Origin of the sequence: Achromobacter anxifer, from assembly GCF_903652925.1 — a bacterium.
Lineage (GTDB): Bacteria > Pseudomonadota > Gammaproteobacteria > Burkholderiales > Burkholderiaceae_B > Achromobacter > Achromobacter anxifer.
The window spans coordinates 229379-248389 of record NZ_CAHLAR010000006.1 but is presented as its reverse complement, the minus strand read 5'-3'; the positions used below and the strand labels follow the sequence as shown (position 1 = coordinate 248389).

The 19011-nt window shown below is 63.4% G+C and carries 23 protein-coding genes; 19 read left to right on the top strand and 4 right to left on the bottom strand.

Annotated elements, in window-relative coordinates; all coding sequences use genetic code 11:
- Window positions 1–97: 97 nt before the first annotated feature.
- The gene (locus HWY37_RS20540) at window positions 98–493 is read right to left on the bottom strand and encodes a TssQ family T6SS-associated lipoprotein (RefSeq protein ID WP_175205415.1); all 396 of its coding nucleotides are present in this window, start codon (window positions 491–493) and stop codon (window positions 98–100) included.
- Between the two features lie 155 nt (window positions 494–648).
- On the opposite strand from HWY37_RS20540, the gene HWY37_RS20535 reads away from it, so the two are divergent.
- Window positions 649–1938 carry a serine/threonine-protein kinase gene (locus tag HWY37_RS20535; protein WP_176089730.1) on the top strand — a complete coding sequence of 430 codons (1290 nt, stop codon included), beginning with the start codon at window positions 649–651 and terminating at the stop codon, window positions 1936–1938.
- Between the two features lie 2 nt (window positions 1939–1940).
- Here HWY37_RS20535 and HWY37_RS20530 read toward each other — a convergent pair whose 3' ends face one another.
- Genes HWY37_RS20530 through HWY37_RS20520 form a run of 3 tightly spaced genes read right to left on the bottom strand, consistent with a single transcriptional unit; the run spans window position 1941 to window position 6135 of the window.
- Window positions 1941–4265 carry a CHASE2 domain-containing protein gene (locus HWY37_RS20530; RefSeq protein WP_176089729.1) on the bottom strand — a complete coding sequence of 775 codons (2325 nt, stop codon included), beginning with the start codon at window positions 4263–4265 and terminating at the stop codon, window positions 1941–1943.
- Window positions 4266–4275: 10 nt separating this feature from the next.
- Window positions 4276–5385: a FecR domain-containing protein gene (locus HWY37_RS20525; protein WP_175205418.1), complete on the bottom strand. Its 1110-nt coding sequence runs from the start codon at window positions 5383–5385 to the stop codon at window positions 4276–4278.
- 33 nt (window positions 5386–5418) lie between these two features.
- Window positions 5419–6135 (bottom strand): response regulator transcription factor, encoded by a 717-nt coding sequence (locus tag HWY37_RS20520; protein WP_176089728.1) that lies wholly within the window; start codon window positions 6133–6135, stop codon window positions 5419–5421.
- Between the two features lie 270 nt (window positions 6136–6405).
- On the opposite strand from HWY37_RS20520, the gene HWY37_RS20515 reads away from it, so the two are divergent.
- The 18 genes from HWY37_RS20515 to HWY37_RS20430 all read left to right on the top strand — a co-directional run bounded on the left by HWY37_RS20515 (window position 6406) and on the right by HWY37_RS20430 (window position 19010).
- Window positions 6406–7107, top strand: a complete 702-nt coding sequence (locus HWY37_RS20515; protein ID WP_175205420.1) for a response regulator transcription factor — start codon at window positions 6406–6408, stop codon at window positions 7105–7107.
- Between the two features lie 578 nt (window positions 7108–7685).
- A complete protein-coding gene (gene rpsL, locus HWY37_RS20510) occupies window positions 7686–8063 on the top strand; it encodes a 30S ribosomal protein S12 (protein ID WP_005017264.1) in 378 nt (125 codons plus the stop codon).
- Window positions 8064–8229: 166 nt separating this feature from the next.
- Window positions 8230–8700: a 30S ribosomal protein S7 gene (gene rpsG, locus HWY37_RS20505; protein WP_006216561.1), complete on the top strand. Its 471-nt coding sequence runs from the start codon at window positions 8230–8232 to the stop codon at window positions 8698–8700.
- Between the two features lie 18 nt (window positions 8701–8718).
- Entirely contained in the window at window positions 8719–10821 is a 2103-nt protein-coding gene (gene fusA, locus HWY37_RS20500; protein WP_175205421.1) for an elongation factor G, read from the top strand.
- 76 nt (window positions 10822–10897) lie between these two features.
- The gene (gene tuf, locus HWY37_RS20495; RefSeq protein ID WP_175205412.1) at window positions 10898–12088 is read left to right on the top strand and encodes an elongation factor Tu; all 1191 of its coding nucleotides are present in this window, start codon (window positions 10898–10900) and stop codon (window positions 12086–12088) included.
- Window positions 12089–12164: 76 nt separating this feature from the next.
- The gene (gene rpsJ, locus HWY37_RS20490) at window positions 12165–12476 is read left to right on the top strand and encodes a 30S ribosomal protein S10 (protein ID WP_003806903.1); all 312 of its coding nucleotides are present in this window, start codon (window positions 12165–12167) and stop codon (window positions 12474–12476) included.
- Between the two features lie 436 nt (window positions 12477–12912).
- Window positions 12913–13602, top strand: coding sequence for a 50S ribosomal protein L3 (rplC, locus tag HWY37_RS20485; protein ID WP_008168945.1), 690 nt, complete (start codon window positions 12913–12915; stop codon window positions 13600–13602).
- Window positions 13603–13606: 4 nt separating this feature from the next.
- Window positions 13607–14227 carry a 50S ribosomal protein L4 gene (gene rplD / locus HWY37_RS20480; protein WP_042795904.1) on the top strand — a complete coding sequence of 207 codons (621 nt, stop codon included), beginning with the start codon at window positions 13607–13609 and terminating at the stop codon, window positions 14225–14227.
- A complete protein-coding gene (rplW, locus tag HWY37_RS20475) occupies window positions 14224–14520 on the top strand; it encodes a 50S ribosomal protein L23 (RefSeq protein ID WP_006216557.1) in 297 nt (98 codons plus the stop codon). The genes rplD and rplW overlap by 4 nt, the downstream gene beginning before the upstream one ends.
- Window positions 14521–15348, top strand: coding sequence for a 50S ribosomal protein L2 (gene rplB, locus HWY37_RS20470; RefSeq protein WP_175205423.1), 828 nt, complete (start codon window positions 14521–14523; stop codon window positions 15346–15348).
- Window positions 15349–15360: 12 nt separating this feature from the next.
- Window positions 15361–15636: a 30S ribosomal protein S19 gene (gene rpsS, locus HWY37_RS20465; protein WP_006216555.1), complete on the top strand. Its 276-nt coding sequence runs from the start codon at window positions 15361–15363 to the stop codon at window positions 15634–15636.
- A gap of 3 nt (window positions 15637–15639) precedes the next feature.
- Window positions 15640–15969: a 50S ribosomal protein L22 gene (gene rplV / locus HWY37_RS20460; protein WP_043541551.1), complete on the top strand. Its 330-nt coding sequence runs from the start codon at window positions 15640–15642 to the stop codon at window positions 15967–15969.
- Between the two features lie 9 nt (window positions 15970–15978).
- Window positions 15979–16773, top strand: a complete 795-nt coding sequence (rpsC, locus tag HWY37_RS20455) for a 30S ribosomal protein S3 (RefSeq protein ID WP_006216553.1) — start codon at window positions 15979–15981, stop codon at window positions 16771–16773.
- 2 nt (window positions 16774–16775) lie between these two features.
- Window positions 16776–17192, top strand: coding sequence for a 50S ribosomal protein L16 (gene rplP / locus HWY37_RS20450; RefSeq protein WP_006389610.1), 417 nt, complete (start codon window positions 16776–16778; stop codon window positions 17190–17192).
- A gap of 11 nt (window positions 17193–17203) precedes the next feature.
- Window positions 17204–17395 carry a 50S ribosomal protein L29 gene (gene rpmC / locus HWY37_RS20445; RefSeq protein ID WP_003806912.1) on the top strand — a complete coding sequence of 64 codons (192 nt, stop codon included), beginning with the start codon at window positions 17204–17206 and terminating at the stop codon, window positions 17393–17395.
- Between the two features lie 2 nt (window positions 17396–17397).
- Window positions 17398–17679, top strand: coding sequence for a 30S ribosomal protein S17 (gene rpsQ, locus HWY37_RS20440; RefSeq protein WP_006216549.1), 282 nt, complete (start codon window positions 17398–17400; stop codon window positions 17677–17679).
- A gap of 136 nt (window positions 17680–17815) precedes the next feature.
- Window positions 17816–18334 carry a hypothetical protein gene (locus HWY37_RS20435; protein WP_176089727.1) on the top strand — a complete coding sequence of 173 codons (519 nt, stop codon included), beginning with the start codon at window positions 17816–17818 and terminating at the stop codon, window positions 18332–18334.
- Window positions 18335–18479: 145 nt separating this feature from the next.
- The gene (locus HWY37_RS20430) at window positions 18480–19010 is read left to right on the top strand and encodes a hypothetical protein (protein ID WP_176089726.1); all 531 of its coding nucleotides are present in this window, start codon (window positions 18480–18482) and stop codon (window positions 19008–19010) included.
- Window position 19011: the final 1 nt, after the last annotated feature.

The following is a 19011-nucleotide window of genomic DNA, read 5'->3' as shown; positions in this document are numbered from 1 at the left end:
CCCGGCAGGCACCCCGCGCGCAGTCTGGCGCGGGATGCCTGAAAGCAAAAAGGCCGCTGATGCAAATCAGCGGCCTTTTTATTTCCGGGCGGAAGATCTATTTCGCGACCTGTGCCCGGGCGCGCTGGAAAGCGGGACCCCAGGCCGGGTGGCCGGCCTCGTTGGGCGCCAGCTCGAAAGCGGGATCCAGCGCCAGGATGCGGGCGAAGCTGTCTTCGCACAGTTGCGCGTATTTGCTCACGCAGTAGCTGAAGGCCTGCAGCTTGTAGGCTTCGATGCGCACGGCCTTGGTGGACGTGGCCAGGGCGTCGGAGGTGGCGACGCCGCGGATCACTTCGCCGTAGCGGCCCGCGCTGTACTTGTCGCGTACTTGTTGCAACTGGTCCAGGGCTTCCGCGGTCGCCGGGGCTTCCGGTTGCACCGCCTTGATGCCGGCGCAACCCGCCAGAAGGGCCGACAAGCCAAGCAGACTAATCAGAACGCGAATTTTCATGGATTCCAAAGGAGGAGAGGGGTTTAGCGGTACGCTATCGTGCCACAGCCTGATGCGCTCGGACATCTTCGGCAATGTCCTTGTGGTGCGGATTGGATAATATTCCGCCTATTCAATCCTTTATTTGCTGTCGTTCGACAGCGCCAGTTCCGATCATGTCTTCTTCCGCCGGCCTGTTGACGCCGCGTGGCCCCTTTTCCGGCGCCGCGCCGCTTGCATTGCGCCCGTTGAGCGCCATCGCCGCCAGTACGGCGGGGGGCGTGCCTGAAACGCGCATCAAGCGGCTTTTGTCCGACCTGCTGCCGTCCTTGATGTCCCTGCATGCGCAGGGCGAAATCTGCGGCGATATCTCGCTCGATACCATAGGCATGGACGAAAGCGCCCGGGCGCATCTGGTGCCGGAACTGGTTGTGGCGCGTTCGCGCCGCGCCAGCCGGACGCCGACCCCTGGCTTCGCGCCGTTCGAGCTTTACACCGATTCGCTGGAATGGCCGCGCGGCCCATGGAGCGACATCTACGCCTTGTGCGCGGTGATGCACGCGCTGGTTATCGGCAGCAAGCCCGAGCCGGCGCCCGAGCGCCGCGCAGAAGACACCTACGAGCCGCTGGCTTCCCTGGGGCTGGCGAAGTACAGCCCGGAATTCCTGGCCGTGATCGATGCCGGCCTGGCCATGGCGCCCGCGGACCGGCCCCAGACGCTGGCCGAGCTGGCGGCCATGCTGGGCATTACGGCTCAGTTGGAAACGGTTCCGGATCCGGCGACCGCTGCCGTACCCTCCGCCCAGGCGGCGCCGGTGGCGGCAGCAGCTGCTGCGGCGAGTCAACCGGCGCGCGGACGCCATCCCCTGCTGGTGCTGCTGCTAATCGTGGCTCTGGCGGGCGCGGGCGTGTATGCCTGGTTCGAATCGGGCATGGGCGCGCCCAACGCGCTGATCACGCGGTCCGAAGTGGTCCAGCCGAATCTGCCAGCCGTGCAACCTCCGCAGCCGCCGGTGGCTGGAGCGACGGCGCCGCAAGCCTCATCCCAACCGCCGGCCGTGGCGGAACCCTCGCCGCAGGCTCAGACCCAAGGCCAAGCTCAGGTCCAGGCGCAAGGAGGCGCGGGAGCCGCCGCCGAGACGCTTGCACCGCCCGCGGCCCCGGCCGACACTCAGCCCTCCACGCAGACGCCGTCCACGGCCGAGCCCGCCGAGCCGCCCGCGGCCACGGCCGACGAGGCGCCCAAGCCCAAGCCCGTGCCGGTGCTGGTGCGCCTGGACATCCGCCCCTGGGGCGAGGTGTGGATCAATGGAGTGGCGCGCGGCATCAGTCCGCCCGTCAAAGAGCTGCGGCTGATACCCGGCAAGTACCAGGTGGTGCTGCGCAATGCCGATCTGCCGCCTTACCGCGCGACGCTTGAGGTCAAGGCAGGCAAGCCCACCGTGATCACGCACTTCTTCCAGTAGGGCTACGCCGCGGACGTTTCTTCCGGCGCCATCGGCAGGCGCAGCGTGAAGACCGAGCCCTTGCCCAGTTCGCTGCTGACCTCGACCGAGCCGCCATGGCGCTCGGCCACGGTGCGCACGAATGCCAGCCCCAGGCCGGCGCCGCCGACGTCGCCGCGGGTTTCGACGCCCACGCGCGAGAAGGGCTCGAACAGGCGCGCCAGATCCTGCTGCGCGATGCCCTGGCCCTGATCGCGTACGTTGGCGCGCCAGAAGCCCGGCTCCTCATCGATATCGCATTCGATTCGCGTATGCGCGGGGCTGTACTTGATCGCGTTGTCGATCAGGTTGCACAGCGTGCGCATGAGCAGGGTCTGGTCGCCGCGGACATAGGCGATGGGCAGGGGCAGCTTCAGGCCCAGCTCGATGCCGCGTTTCTGCGCCGAGGCCCAGAACTCGTCCACCGCATCCTGCAGCAGGCCTCCCAGATCCAGTTCGACCGCGCTGATCGTCATCGATTCGGCGCGCGTCAGGTGCACGAAGTCGTCGACCAGCCGCAGCGTGCGGTTGGCCAGCGCGGCGATGCGTCCCAGGGTTTCGCTTTGCTCTTCCTGCGAGCCGCCATCCTGCTTCATCTCGACCAGCGCGAGGATGGAGCTTTGGGGAGCGCGCATGTCGTGCGAGATGAAGCGCAGCGTTTCCTCGCGCTGGCGTTCGGCCTGGCGGATGCGCGAAATGTCGGTCAGGGTGGCGACGGTGCCGGCGAAGTTGCCTTCGGCGGTATGGATGGGCGCGCATTTCAGGATCAGGTCGCGCCCGGCGTGGTCGCGCACCTCCAGGTCGGCGCTCCAGGGCGATGCCGCGGCGACCGGCCCCTGGCCGCTGAGCGCCTCGGCCACGCGCTGGCGCGAGGCGGGATCGGAGATGGTCTTTTCCAGCAGATGGGTGGCGGGGCGGCCGACGCGGGGAGGGCGCATGCCCAGGCGCTGAAAATACATCACCGCGGCCTGGTTGCGGAATTGCATGCGTCCGTCCTGGTCGAAAACCAGCGTGGCGTCGGGCATGCCGTCCAGGCCGTCGGCCAGGAAGCGCCGCAGGTTGCGCACGCGGGCCAGCGCCCGTCGCAGTTCCGCGACCCGGCTTTCCAGCGAAGCGCTGGGGCCGGCGTTCTGGGCTCCGGCTTCGTTCAGCACGGGCGGGTATTCGCGTTGCAGGCGGCGCAATTCGTTGTCCATGTAGCGCAGCGCGGCTTCCTGGCTGCGCCAGCTCCAGAGCGGATAGCAGAGCGCCACGCCCAGCAGCGCCGCGGCGGGGGCGAACCAGTAGTAGGCATAGGCCAGCAGCAGCAGGGACGCCAGCAGGATGGCGATGAACAGCCCAAGGCTGACCAGCAGCGCCCGCTTGGGCGACAGCCGCCATAAGGCTAGGCAGGCCAGCAGCACGGGCAGCGTCGCGAACAGCGCATTGGTCCAGGCCGGCGGCAGCTGATAGGCGATGTCGTCGCGCGCGGCGTGCAGCAGGTTCGCAATGATCTCCACGCCCGACATGCCACTGACGTCGTGCGATACCGGCGTGGGGTAGGCGTCGCCCAGGCCGGTGGCCCAGGCGCCGACCAGCACATACTTGCCGCGCAGCTCTTCTGGCGGCAGGTCGCCGCGCAGCACCGAGAGGTAGGACACAGTGCGCGTATGGGCGGTAGGACCGGCGTAGGGGATCAGGATGCTGCCGTCGGGGGCGGCGCGCTTGAGCAGTTTTTGCGCCTGTTGCGCTTCGCCGCCGACCTCCAGCATCGACATGGCCAGGTGGTTCCAGCGGCGGGTTCCCAACTGTGCGGTCAAGGCGGCTTCGCGCACCACGCCGTCGGGGTCGATGCGCGCGTTGATGAAGCCCTTGGAGGCCGCGGCTTGCGCCACGCCAGGAATCGGTTCGCTGACGGCGGAAGGATGGTCAAGACGGTCCAGCACCACCGGCAGGACGGTGCGGCCATGGCGCCGGATGCTGTCGGCCAGGATGCGGTCATCGTTGGGATTGACCATGTCGGGCTCGGCGAAGATCAGGTCCAGCGCCACCGCTCGGGCGTCCCGCAGGCGGTCCAGCAGCGCCGCGTGGACCGCGCGCCGCCAGGGCCAGTGGCCCAGCGCGGCAATGCTGTCGTCGTCGATCGCCACGATCAGGACGTCGGGGTCGGCGGTCCGCCCCATCGCCGACACGGCGCGGTCATACAGGATCTGGTCGAAGCGGCCCAGGCCGTTGAACGAGCCCAGGAGGGTGGCAAGCACCGCCAGCGCCACCGTCAGCCACAGTCCTGAGCGCGAAGTCCGGTCCTGCGGGTCGGCGGCATCGGCCATGCGGCGCGCTCTAGTACTCGGTCAGCGTGATGAGGCCGCCGGAGCCGCTGGCAACGCCCTGGCCGTCGGAGGTCATGAGCATGTTGGCGCCCTCGAAGGTGGCGATGGCGTCGCGGCCGTTCAGGCCCAGGTCGTCCACCGCGCGCACGGAGACGTAATAGGTGCCGGGGCCGGGGGCGCTGAAGCGGATGTCGTTGCTGGGGAAGCTGGTCGATGCGACCAGCAAGGCGCCTTCGGCATCGCGCGAGACGCGCACCAGATAGCTTTGCGCGCCCGTTACGGGCGAGACGTCGGCCGTCCAGGAACCGCCGCCCGCGCGCGTGGGCGTGCCCAGCTGCGGAGCGTCCAGCAGCGCGCGCATGCCCGAGACCACGCCGTCCGACCCCACGGCCGCGCCATAGCCCTTGGCCACCGCCACCGGCTTGGCCGGAGCCGAACCGGGCGCGTGGGGTTGCAGGCGCACGCTGCCTTCCAGCACTTCGCTATGTACGCCTTGCGCGCCGCTCTGAACCCGGAAGCGCGTGCCGCGCACGCCGGTGACCGCGACGGGCGTGCGGACTTCGAAACGGCCCACTCCCTGTCCGGTGGGCGCCACGGACGACTCCACGCCGCCGCGCTGTACCTGGACGATGGAATCCGTCAGGGCGGTGCCCTCGAACTGGCGCAGGCGCTTCAGTTCGACCGAGCCGCCCGAGGGCAGCGTCAGCTTGGAGCCGTCGGCCAGTTCCAGCGTGACGAAGCCATTGGCGGCGGTGCCGACCGTGCTGCCTTCGGCCACGGTGTCGCCCGCCTTCAGGGACTTGCCGTCCATGTCCGCCTGGCCGCTGACGTGCACGACGCGGGCGTTGGCGGGGCGCTCGGGAATCATGGACAGCGGGATCCGGAGTTCCAGGCCGATCGGCAGCGTTTCCGGCGTGACGACCTTGTTCAAGGTTTGCAGCTGGTTCCAGTTCGACGGCTTTTGCGTATAGCGGCCGGCCAGGTCGATCAGCGTGTCGCCTTGGCGCACGCGGTAGATGAAGTCGTCCCCGAGCGCGCCAGCGGGCTGGCTGCGAGCCGGCGCCATCAGCGTCAGACAGGAAATCAGGGCAAGCAAAGAAAGCGCGCGGCAGCGGCTCATGACTATCGGTTCTCCAGGAATGCGCGTGGGCGCTTACTGCGGATGCGTGGTGACGTCGTCGGACGGGGTGATCAGTTCGAGCCGATAACCCAGGGCGTAGGAGGAAGAGAGGCGCACGCCATGTTCCGGACGCAGCTGGAGTTTTTGCCGGATGTTCGACAAGTGGGTGTCCAGGGTGCGCGAAGTCGCGGGGATTTCCCGATTCCAGACGCATTCGGCCAGGACGTCGCGCGACATGAGGCGGCCGACATTGCGGAAAAACAGCAGCGCGAGCTCGAATTCCTTGGGCGCCAGCGGCACGGGGGCGGAATTCAGGGTGATCGCGCGCGCGGCGGGTTCGATGCGATAGCCGGCCACGTCGAAGGCGTCGTCGGCAGGCTCGGCGATCTGGCTGCGGCGCAGCAACGCCGCCACCCGTGCCAGCAGTTCCAGGGGGCGCAGCGGCTTGACGATGTAGTCGTCGGCGCCGGCGCGCAGGCCCTCCACCAGGTCGTCCTCGCTGGAACGGTTGGTCAGGAAGATGACCGGGATGCGCGGACCGATGTTGGCGCGCAGCCAGCGCACCACATCGTCGCCGTCGATGTCGGGCAGGTGCCAGTCCAGCAGCACCAGGTCGAAATGCTCGGTGCGCAGCGCGGCCAGGAGATCCCGGCTTTGCTGATAACTGGTGCAGGTATATCCCGCGGTGGTCAGAACTTGCTGGATGCGCCGTGATTGATCCAGGTCGTCTTCCAGCGACGCGATTTTCATCGGACGTGTTCTCGCGAAGGTTTGCGACGCAAGCGCGCGCTATGGCGCCCTACTGCAAGATGAGTGAGGAATATATAGGTGTAAACGAATGATAACTCGGGAGGTGCCCCGGCTGGCTACGTTATGGCAAGAACTGTCAAACATTGCAAAGTTGACGAATCTTGACTGGAGTTGTTGCGTAACAACGCGCCACACTGTCTCAATCGTTCTCCCCCTCCTCCGACAGGCGGGGGGCGGAGCCGGTCGAGGTTGTTGGTGGATGGAACAGATATGAATCAATTGCGCATACTTATGATGTCTCCGGACGATGCCGCCCGCGGCAACGCCGTGTCGGCGTTGCTGCAAGCTGGTATTTCTGCACGCGGCTGCTCGACGTCTCTTGAATTGTTTGGATTGCTCAACGGCGGCGGTTATGACGTCGTCGTCCTGGATGTCGGGACCCTGGGCGAAATCGGCTACGCGCTGGTGGCGCGCCTGCATGGATCCTCGTCCATGGGCATCGTGGTCACCGGGCGCGGCATGTCGGTGGACAGCCGCCTGCGTTGCCTGCAGAGCGGCGCCGACGCCTGCCTGCCCGATCCGCAGGACCCGCGCGAGCTGGCCTGCATCCTGCTGTCCCTGGCGCGCCGCCTGCCCGCCGGGCAGGACACGCCCCAGGCCGAGCAGGCCCAGGCCGGCCAATGGGAGCTGCGCGACCAGGGTTGGACCCTGGCCGCGCCCTCCGGCGCGACGATTTCGCTGTCCGCCAACGAGCGCCTGATCGTGCGTTCGCTGCTGGAAGTCGCCGGCAAGGCGGTCGGACGGACCGAATTGGGCGACGAACTGCAGGTAGAGGGGGGCGGCGTGCGCGCCAGCGGCTCCCGCAGCATCGACGTGATCGTCAGCCGGCTGCGCCGCAAGGCGGAACTGGCCGGGGTAATGTTGCCGATCCGCACGGTCTACGGCAGCGGTTACCTGTTCGCCGACCAGTAGCGCTGGCGGGGTACACTGGCTGTCGCCCCTCGCGATAGCCTGGGCGCATGCCGCGGGCCGGCTGCACGCCCGCAAGGCTGCCAGAGCCGCGACGCCGGTTTCCGCAGTTTTCCGATCCGCGATTTCCGGCATATATGACCCCAATTTTCGCGACTGCCGCCTAACTGGCGTTCTTCTGTCGTCAACGCGCCACGTCGCGGGGTTTACAAATTTCTTTGACAGCAGGCCTTGATCTCAGTTATGCTAAAGGGCTTACTGCTTTATTTCGCGCGCAAAAACTGGCCGCGGTAGGGTTCAGAAGCCCGGTACCAGGGAACAAGGTGCGTCACGAGCCTTTCGTTTCACGGTCCAGCTTCACGGCAAACGGGGTTTTCAACCCCAGGGGGTCATCCCCAGGTCGTCGCCCCACGGCATCCAGCTTTGTGCGTTTTGTCATAGTTTGTTGGCAAGCCCGCTCTTTTACGTATACGAACGTTTGAGGCGGTTTTGCGCGAACTGCCTTCTCCGAAAGTTCACTGCTTGAGGAGACGAGTACGTAAGTACTTACCCAGTGGTACGTAAAAGGGATTTCAAAGGTCATGCCTACCATTAGCCAACTCGTGCGCAAGCCGCGCGAAGTCAGCATCATCAAAAGCAAGAGCCCCGCGCTCGAAAACTGCCCGCAACGCCGCGGCGTGTGCACTCGCGTGTACACCACCACCCCCAAGAAGCCGAACTCCGCTCTGCGTAAGGTTGCCAAAGTGCGTCTGACCAACGGTTACGAAGTCATTTCGTACATCGGCGGTGAAGGCCACAACCTGCAAGAGCACTCGGTGGTTCTGGTGCGTGGCGGTCGTGTGAAGGACTTGCCCGGTGTGCGTTATCACATCGTGCGCGGTTCCCTCGACCTGCAAGGCGTCAAGGATCGTAAGCAAGCCCGCTCGAAGTACGGCGCCAAGCGCCCGAAGAAGGCTTAATAACGAGTCAGCAGTACCCCCCGCGTGGCGGCAGTCCGTCACCAGGGAAGTGCGACCGCGTCATCCAGATGATGGGATGTGCGCGGCACGTAAGGGGTCGTCTCCATGGACGGCCATGGCCGTGTAATGAAACACGGTTCAACTGAACAGACACAAGGAAGCAACAATGCCCCGTCGTCGCGAAGTACCCAAGCGCGAGATTCTGCCCGATCCCAAGTTCGGCAGCGTCGAACTCGCCAAGTTCATGAACGTCGTCATGCTGGACGGCAAGAAGGCCGTCGCCGAGCGCATCGTTTACGGTGCCCTCGAGCAAGTGCAAACCAAGACCGGCAAGGAGCCGATCGAAGTTTTCAGCCTGGCGATCAACAACATCAAGCCGATCGTCGAAGTGAAGAGCCGCCGCGTTGGCGGTGCCAACTACCAAGTGCCGGTTGAAGTGCGCCCCGTGCGCCGCCTGGCCCTGGCTATGCGTTGGCTCCGTGAAGCCGCCAAGAAGCGTGGCGAGAAGTCGATGGATCTGCGTCTTGCTGGCGAACTGATCGACGCCTCCGAAGGTCGTGGCGCCGCGATGAAGAAGCGCGAAGACACGCACAAGATGGCAGAGGCCAACAAGGCCTTCAGCCATTTCCGCTGGTAATTTAAGGACTAACCCACCATGGCCCGCAAAACCCCGATCGAGCGCTATCGCAACATTGGTATCTCTGCGCACATCGATGCAGGGAAAACCACCACGACCGAACGCATCCTGTTCTACACCGGCGTCAATCACAAGATTGGCGAAGTGCATGATGGCGCAGCCACCATGGACTGGATGGAACAAGAGCAAGAGCGTGGCATCACCATTACGTCGGCTGCTACGACGGCGTTTTGGCGTGGCATGGCCAAGAACTACCCCGAACACCGCATCAACATCATCGACACCCCGGGACACGTGGACTTCACCATCGAGGTGGAACGTTCCATGCGCGTCCTGGACGGTGCTTGCATGGTCTACTGCGCGGTGGGCGGTGTTCAGCCCCAGTCCGAAACCGTGTGGCGCCAAGCCAACAAGTACGGCGTGCCGCGTCTGGCCTTCGTCAACAAGATGGACCGCACCGGCGCGAACTTCTTCAAGGTCTATGACCAGCTGAAGAACCGCCTGCGCGCGAACCCCGTTCCCGTCGTGATCCCCATCGGCGCCGAAGACACGTTCAAGGGCGTGATCGACCTGGTCAAGATGAAGGCGATCATCTGGGACGAAGCCAGCCAAGGCATCAAGTTCGACTACGAAGACATTCCGGCCGAACTGCAAGGCGCGGCTGACGAATGGCGCGAAAAGCTGGTCGAAGCTGCCGCCGAGTCGTCCGAGGAACTGATGAACAAGTACCTCGAGACCGGCGCGCTGGACGAAGCCGAGATCAACCTGGCCATCCGCCAGCGCACCATCGCTGGCGAAATCCAGCCGATGCTGTGCGGCACCGCCTTCAAGAACAAGGGCGTGCAGCGCATGCTCGACGCCGTCATCGACTACCTGCCGTCGCCCGTGGATATTCCGCCGGTCGAAGGCACCGATGACAACGGCAACGAAGTCCAGCGTCAAGCCGACGACAGCGAGAAGTTCTCTTCGCTGGCGTTCAAGCTGATGACCGACCCGTTCGTCGGCCAACTGACCTTTGTCCGCGTGTACTCGGGCGTCCTGAAGTCGGGCGATACCGTGTTCAACCCGATCAAGGGCAAGAAGGAACGTATCGGCCGCATCCTGCAGATGCACGCGAACAACCGCGAGGAAATCAAGGAAGTTCTGGCAGGCGACATCGCCGCCGTCGTTGGCCTGAAGGACGTGACCACCGGCGAAACGCTGTGCGATGTCGATTCGCACGTGACGCTGGAGCGCATGGAGTTCCCCGAGCCCGTGATTTCGCAGGCCGTGGAACCCAAGTCCAAGGCTGACCAGGAAAAGATGGGCCTGGCGCTGTCGCGCCTGGCGCAGGAAGATCCGTCGTTCCGCGTGCGTAGCGACGAAGAATCCGGCCAGACCATCATCTCCGGCATGGGCGAGCTGCACCTGGAAATTCTGGTTGACCGCATGAAGCGCGAATTCGGCGTGGAAGCGAACGTCGGCAAGCCGCAAGTGGCTTACCGCGAAACCATCCGCAAGACCTGCGACGAAGTCGAAGGCAAGTTCGTCAAGCAGTCGGGCGGTCGCGGCCAGTACGGTCACGTGGTTCTGAAGGTCGAGCCGTTGGCTCCTGGCGGTGGCTACGAATTCGTGGACGCCATCAAGGGCGGCGTGGTTCCCCGCGAGTACATCCCCGCGGTGGACAAGGGCATCCAGGAAACGCTGCCTTCGGGCGTGTTGGCTGGCTACCCGATCGTCGACGTCAAGGTCACGCTGTTCTTCGGTTCGTACCACGACGTGGACTCGAACGAAAACGCGTTCAAGATGGCCGGCTCCATGGCATTCAAGGAAGGTCTGCGCAAGGCCAGCCCCGTGCTGCTGGAACCGATGATGGCCGTTGAAGTCGAAACGCCTGAAGACTACGCTGGCACCGTGATGGGCGATCTGTCCTCGCGTCGCGGCATGGTTCAGGGCATGGACGACATGGTTGGCGGCGGCAAGACCATCAAGGCCGAAGTTCCGCTGGCCGAGATGTTCGGTTACGCCACGAACCTGCGTTCGCTGACGCAAGGTCGTGCCACGTACACGATGGAATTCAAGCATTACTCCGAGGCTCCCAAGAACGTCGCTGACGAAGTCATCGCCGCTCGGGCCAAGTAAATAACCCTCGCCGCGTCCGCCCAAAAGGCGGCGCGGCAAATATCGAAATTTCCTTGAAAGTCAAAGGATAGAGATCATGGCAAAAGGCAAGTTTGAACGCACCAAGCCGCACGTGAACGTCGGCACCATCGGCCACGTTGACCACGGCAAGACCACCCTGACGGCGGCCATCACGACCGTTCTGTCGAACAAGTTCGGCGGCGAAGCCAAGGGCTACGACCAGATCGATGCGACTCCTGAAGAAAAGGCTCGCGGCATCACGATCAACACGGCCCACGTCGAGTACGAAACGGAAGCGCGTCACTACGCGCACGTTGACTGCCCGGGCCACGCTGACTACGTGAAGAACATGATCACGGGCGCGGCGCAAATGGACGGCGCGATCCTGGTGGTGTCGGCCGCTGACGGCCCGATGCCGCAGACCCGCGAACACATCCTGCTGTCGCGCCAGGTTGGCGTGCCGTACATCATCGTCTTCCTGAACAAGGCTGACATGGTTGACGACGCCGAGCTGCTCGAGCTGGTGGAAATGGAAGTTCGCGAACTGCTGTCGAAGTACGACTTCCCGGGCGACGACACCCCGATCGTGAAGGGTTCGGCCAAGCTGGCGCTGGAAGGCGACAAGGGCGAACTGGGCGAACAAGCCATCATGGCTCTGGCCGCTGCGCTGGATTCGTACATCCCGACGCCCGAGCGCGCCGTGGACGGCACGTTCCTGATGCCGGTTGAAGACGTGTTCTCGATCTCGGGTCGCGGCACCGTGGTGACCGGCCGTATCGAACGCGGCGTGATCAAGGTCGGCGAAGAAATCGAAATCGTCGGTATCGTTCCGACGGTGAAGACGACCTGCACGGGCGTGGAAATGTTCCGCAAGCTGCTGGACCAAGGTCAAGCCGGCGACAACGTGGGCATCCTGCTGCGCGGCACCAAGCGTGAAGACGTCCAGCGCGGCCAAGTTCTGGCCAAGCCGGGCTCGATCACCCCGCACACGGACTTCACGTCCGAGGTGTACATCCTGTCCAAGGAAGAAGGCGGCCGTCATACCCCGTTCTTCCAAGGCTATCGTCCCCAGTTCTACTTCCGCACGACCGACGTGACGGGCACGATCGAACTGCCGGCCGACAAGGAAATGGTTCTGCCGGGCGACAACGTGGCCATGACGGTCAAGCTGCTGGCCCCCATCGCCATGGAAGAAGGTCTGCGTTTCGCCATCCGTGAAGGCGGTCGTACCGTCGGCGCCGGCGTCGTCGCCAAGATCCTGAAGTAATTCGGATCACCTTAAGCAGCACACAACCAGCGGGGGCGGCCTCGTCGCCCTCGCCTCTCGTTCTTTAGGAAACGCCATGAAAAACCAAAAGATCCGTATCCGCTTGAAAGCCTTCGATTACAAGCTGATCGATCAGTCGGCCGCTGAAATCGTCGATACCGCCAAGCGTACCGGCGCTGTTGTCCGCGGTCCGGTGCCGCTGCCCACGCGTATCCGTCGCTATGACGTCCTGCGTTCGCCGCACGTCAACAAGACCTCGCGCGACCAGTTCGAAATCCGCACGCACCAGCGTCTGATGGACATCGTTGATCCCACCGACAAGACCGTTGACGCCCTGATGCGTCTGGACCTGCCGGCTGGCGTCGACGTCGAAATCGCGCTGCAGTAAAGCGTATATCGGGCCTGCTACCTTCGCCGGCAGGCACGAAAAAAATGGCCGCATTCCTCGGGAGTGCGGCCATTTTGTTTGGGGCGCCGATCTGGCGCAGCCCTTCAAGCCGAAGGGCAGGGCGGCCAGGTTCATCTGGTTAGCAGGTGCTCACTGCTAGCGCCAGGCCTGACAGGGCGGGCGTATTCCTTCGCCGAGGTCCAGCTTGTGGCGAAATAGCCCGCTGCGGCAAGGCCAAACTGCGCTAAGTACTTGTGCCGACTGAAAAAAACGTGCTAATATGCCAAGCTTGCCATTTTGTGGCAAGAGCAACTATGGGAAAAAGGAAGGCGGACCCCGCCGGAATTCGTACCAGGTTGAACATAGTCGTAGGGCAAAGGCCGTTACCTTTTGCCTGATTAGCCCCGACCAATCGCAGTCGGGAATGGAGAAAACGATGTCGAATTCGACACCCACGCCCGCCGCTCACCGGCTGGGGCTGGTGGGTCGCAAGGTCGGCATGACCCGCATTTTTACCGAGGAAGGTGAATCCATCCCGGTAACCGTGCTGGACGTGTCGAACAACCGCGTGACCCAAGTTAAGTCGCTGGAAACCGACGGCTACGCCGCGATCCAAGTGGCTTATGGCACTCGTCGTGCCTCGCGTGTGGCTCAGCCGCAAACGGGCCACTACGCCAAAGCCGGCGCTGAAGCCGGTAGCATCCTCAAAGAATTCCGCCTTGATCCCGCCCGCGCCGCTGAATTTGCTGCCGGTTCCGTGATCGCCGTGGAATCGGTGTTCGAAGCCGGCCAACAGGTCGACGTCACGGGCACCACCATTGGTAAAGGCTTCGCCGGTACCATCAAGCGTCACAACTTCGGTTCGCAACGCGCGTCGCACGGTAACTCCCGTTCGCACCGCGTCCCGGGCTCGATTGGTCAAGCTCAAGATCCGGGCCGCATTTTCCCGGGTAAGCGCATGGCCGGTCACCTGGGTGATGTCACCCGCACCGTTCAAAACCTCGACGTCGTTCGCGTTGACGTTGAGCGCGGCCTGCTGCTGGTCAAGGGCGCTGTCCCCGGCCACGCTGGCGCCGATATCGTCGTGCGCCCGGCCATCAAGGCCCCGGCCAAGAAGGGAGCATAAGTAAATGGATCTCAAGCTCCTGAACGACCAAGGTCAGGCCGCTGCTACGTTCAGCGCACCCGACACCATCTTCGGCCGTGACTTCAACGAAGCGCTGATTCATCAGATCGTGGTGGCTTTCCAAGCCAACGCCCGTTCGGGTAACCGCGCTCAGAAGGATCGCACTGAAGTCAAGCACTCGACCAAGAAGCCCTGGCGCCAGAAGGGTACCGGCCGCGCTCGCGCTGGTATGACTTCGTCGCCGCTGTGGCGTGGCGGTGGTCGGATTTTCCCGAACTCGCCGGAAGAGAACTTCAGCCAGAAGGTCAACAAGAAGATGTACCGCGCCGGGATCCGTTCGATCCTGTCGCAGCTCGCTCGCGAAGACCGCATCGCCGTCGTCGAATCGTTCGATCTGGAATCGCCCAAGACCAAGGCTGCCGCTGCAAAGCTGAAGAGCCTGGGCCTGGACTCGGTCCTGATCATCACCGACAGCGTTGATGAAAATGTTTACCTCGCCACCCGCAACCTGCCGCACGTTGCTGTTGTCGAGCCCCGTTATGCCGATCCGTTGTCGCTGGTCCACTACAAGAAAGTGCTGATCACCAAGCCGGCCATCGCTCAACTCGAGGAGATGCTGGGATGAACGCTGAACGCTTGATGCAAGTCATTCTGGCCCCGATCGTGACCGAAAAGGCCACCTTCGTTGCCGAGAAGAATCAGCAAGTCGCTTTCCGTGTCGTGGCTGACGCTACCAAGCCGGAAATCAAGGCTGCCGTCGAACTGCTCTTCAAGGTGCAGGTCGAGTCCGTGCAGGTCCTCAACCGTAAGGGCAAAGTCAAGCGCTTTGGCCGATTCGTTGGCCGTCGTCGCAATGAGCGCAAGGCTTACGTGTCGCTCAAGGACGGCCAGGAAATCGACTTTGCGGAGGTGAAGTAAATGGCCCTCGTAAAAGTTAAGCCGACTTCGGCTGGCCGCCGTGGCATGGTGAAGGTTGTCAGCCCGAACCTGCACAAGGGTGAGCCCTACGCGCCGCTGCTGGAAAAGAAGACCCGTGGTTCGGGCCGTAACAACAACGGTCACATCACGATCCGCCACCGTGGCGGCGGTCACAAGCAGCACTACCGTGTCGTCGACTTCCGTCGCGACAAGGACGGCATCCCGGCAAAGGTTGAACGCCTGGAATATGACCCCAACCGTACGGCGCACATCGCTCTGCTGTGCTACGCCGACGGCGAACGTCGCTACATCATCGCTCCGCGCGGTCTGGAAGTTGGCGCTACGCTGCTGTCGGGCGCTGAAGCCCCGATCCGCGCTGGCAACACGCTGCCGATCCGTAGCATCCCGGTGGGTTCGACGATTCACTGCGTTGAAATGCTGCCCGGCAAGGGCGCCCAGATGGTCCGTTCGGCCGGCGCTTCCGCCGTCCTGCTGGCTCGCGAAGGCGTCTACGCTCAGGTGCGTCTGCGCTCGGGTGAAGTCCGCCGTGTGCACATCGAATGCCGCGCCACCATCGGTGAAGTCGGTAACGAAGAACACAGCCTGCGCCAAATCGGCAAGGCCGGTGCAATGCGTTGGCGCGGTGTCCGCCCGACGGTTCGTGGCGTTGCCATGAACCCGGTGGATCACCCGCACGGTGGCGGCGAAGGCCGTACCGGTGAAGCACGCGAACCGGTCAGCCCGTGGGGCACTCCGGCGAAGGGTTTCAAGACCCGTCGCAACAAGCGGACGAACAATATGATCGTCCAACGGCGCAAGCGCAAGTAAGAGGCGAACACTATGTCACGTTCGATCAAGAAAGGCCCGTTTGTCGATGCTCACCTGATCAAAAAGGTGGACACGGCCGTCGCGGGCAAAGACAAGAAGCCGATCAAGACCTGGTCGCGTCGCTCCACGATCCTGCCCGAGTTCATCGGTCTGACGATCGCTGTGCACAACGGCAAGCAGCACGTTCCCGTTTACATCAACGAGAACATGGTCGGTCACAAGCTGGGCGAGTTCGCGCTGACCCGTACGTTCAAGGGTCACGCCGCGGACAAGAAGGCGAAGAGGTAAGCGATGGAAACTACTGCCATTATCCGTGGGGTTCACATCTCCGCTCAAAAGACCCGACTGGTTGCGGACCTGATCCGCGGCAAGTCCGTCTCGCAAGCGCTGAACATCCTCACCTTCTCGCCGAAGAAGGCGGCCGCCATCCTGAAGAAGGCTGTCGAGTCCGCCATCGCCAACGCCGAGCACAACGACGGCGCCGACATCGACGAACTGAAAGTCACCACGATCTTCGTGGACAAGGCTCAGTCGATGAAGCGCTTCTCCGCTCGCGCCAAGGGCCGCGGCAACCGTATCGAGAAGCAGACCTGCCACATCACGGTCAAGGTCGGAGCTTAAGGAGTCACGATGGGTCAGAAAATTCACCCCACTGGGTTCCGTCTCGCGGTCACCCGTAATTGGTCCTCGCGTTGGTTCGCCGACGACAAGGCCTTCGGCACGATGCTGGCCGAAGACATTCGCGTTCGCGAGTACCTGAAGAAGAAGCTCAAGAGCGCCTCCGTTGGTCGCGTGATCATCGAGCGTCCCGCCAAGAATGCCCGCATCACCGTCTACTCGGCTCGTCCGGGCGTGGTGATCGGCAAGCGCGGCGAAGACATCGAAAGCCTGAAGGCTGATCTGCAGCGCCTGATGGGCGTGCCCGTGCACGTCAACATCGAAGAAATCCGCAAGCCGGAAACCGATGCTCAACTGATCGCTGACTCGATCTCGCAACAGCTCGAGAAGCGCATCATGTTCCGCCGCGCCATGAAGCGCGCGATGCAGAACGCCATGCGTCTGGGTGCCCAAGGCATCAAGATCATGAGCTCGGGCCGTCTGAACGGTATCGAAATTGCTCGCACCGAGTGGTATCGCGAAGGCCGTGTGCCGCTGCACACCCTGAAGGCCAACATCGACTACGGCACCTCCGAAGCCCACACGACTTATGGCGTGATCGGCATCAAGGTCTGGGTCTACAAGGGCGACATGCTGGCCAACGGCGAATTGCCGCCGGAAACCGCTGCCCCGCGCGAAGAAGAACGTCGTCCGCGCCGCGCTCCGCGTGGTGATCGTCCGGACGGTGCTCGCACCGGTCGTCCGGGTGGTCGTGGTCGTGGTGGTCCCCGCAAGGCGGACGCTGCTCCGGCGCCTGAAGGAGAATAACCATGCTGCAACCCTCTCGCAGAAAGTATCGCAAAGAGCAGAAGGGCCGCAACACCGGTCTGGCGACCCGTGGTACCCACGTGTCGTTCGGCGAATTCGGTCTGAAGGCCACCGGCCGTGGCCGTCTGACCGCTCGCCAGATCGAAGCTGCTCGTCGTGCCATCAATCGTCACATCAAGCGTGGCGGCCGCATCTGGATCCGCATTTTCCCGGATAAGCCCATCTCGCAGAAGCCTGCCGAAGTCCGTATGGGTAACGGTAAGGGCAACCCGGAGTACTGGGTCGCTGAAATTCAGCCCGGCAAGGTGCTCTACGAAATGGAAGGGGTTAGCGAAGAGCTCGCGCGTGAAGCTTTCCGCCTGGCCGCTGCCAAGCTGCCGATTTCGACCACGTTCGTCGCGCGTCATATCGGTGCTTAAGGAGTACTAACATGAAAGCTAGCGAACTCCGTTCGAAAGATGCCGCCGAGCTCGGCAAAGAGCTCGAAAGCCTGCTGAAGGCACAATTCGGTCTGCGTATGCAGAAGGCCACGCAGCAACTGGCCAACACCAGCCAGCTGCGCAACGTGCGTCGCGACATCGCGCGCGTTCGTACCTTGCTGACCGAGAAGGCAGGGAAATAAAGATGAGCGAAACTCAAAACACCCAAGTGGCCAAGCGCCAGCGCACGCTGGTTGGCAAGGTCGTCAGCAACAAGATGGACAAGACTGTCGTCGTGCTCGTTGAGCGCCGCGTCAAGCACCCCATCTTCGGCAAGATCATCATGCGTTCCGCGAAGTACAAGGCGCACGATGAATCGAACCAGTACAACGAAGGCGATACGGTTGAAATCGCTGAAGGCCGTCCCATCTCGCGCTCGAAGTCGTGGCGCGTGGTGCGTCTGGTTGAAGCCGCACGTATCATCTAAGTAAAGCAGTACATCGGAACGGCGTGCCGTTCTGATATAAGACGGCAAGGGATAAAAACCCTTGCCGTTTTTTTTCGTTCAAAGCGTCTGCAAAGGCGACTGCAATCCCGCTTTCTCAGGGAAAAAGGCATAGGACATGGGGAAACGTCTTCCGGGATTCGGGCTGATGGGAGTCGCGTGCTGCTTGGGCCTGCTCGCGTTACCAGCCTGGGCTCAACCGGTCGCGCGGTCCGCAGATGCCGCTACTGGAGGGGCCGAAACGCGCAGCCGCGACGTCCTGACGGCGGGGCCCGAGCCGCGCGTGCAGGCTGCGGCAGGATCACGGAATCGCGCCTTTATCTTCGGAACCGAAGACCAGGATGAATTGGCGCTTGCGAAGCAAGAGCGCGCCATCGATGAGCAGCGATTGCAGCTGCAAGCGCTGGAGCGGTTGTTGGGCCGGGCGCCGGACGGTCATGCCGTACCCTCTGGCAGGATGCCGCTGAACACGAATTCAGCCGATCTTCCGTTTCCGGCCATGCCCAAGTTGTCGCCAGCACCGGCCGGTGCGCGCCTGGATGGAACCGGGGGAGCGCAACGCCAGGTCGACGATATGCAGCGGCGGGTGGATGGATTGCTGCGCAATGCCGATACGCTCCGCCAACCGGTGCGCTGATCGGAAAAGTCATTCGCCATTCGCCTTGAAACCCGGCGTAGCAACTATTCCTGCCCGGCGAGTTCCACACCCTTGATGCGCCTGTTACAACTCTCGCGAGCACGCATGTCGCGTGCTCGGGATTTCGTTGGTTGGAGAGTGAAACATGCGCGGATCTGTGGGCAAGTTCCTGGTCGCTTGCGGTTGTGTCTCGGTGTTGGCAGCCGCGTCCGCGCCAGCGGCGCGGGCGGACCTCAACAGCGTGCCGTTGAAGGACATGACCGTTCAACGGCCGTTCTCCGATAGCGTGCTCGTCGTGGGCAGTGACGGCAGGGTGCGCTCCGGTCCGGAGGTCGACAAGATGACCCGCCAGCTTAGCGAACAGGCTGACGCCTTGGCGGAGTTGAGACGCCGGAATGAGGAGCTCAGCCGCAAGCTGGAAGAGCAGGCGCAGAAGCTCTCTGCGCTGGAGCGCAAGCAAGGCGACGGTGGCCGCAGTAGCGATGGCCAGCGCAGCGACCTGGACAAGCTGGCGCGCAACGCGGACAGCCAGAAGAACGAGGTGGAAAAGCTGTCGCGCAACGTATCGCAGCTCAGCAGCAATGCGGATTCGAGCAACCGCAAGATCGAAGACCTGCAGCGGCGCCTGGATGATGTGAAGCGCACCTTGGATGACGTGCGCAACCGCGTGAAATAGG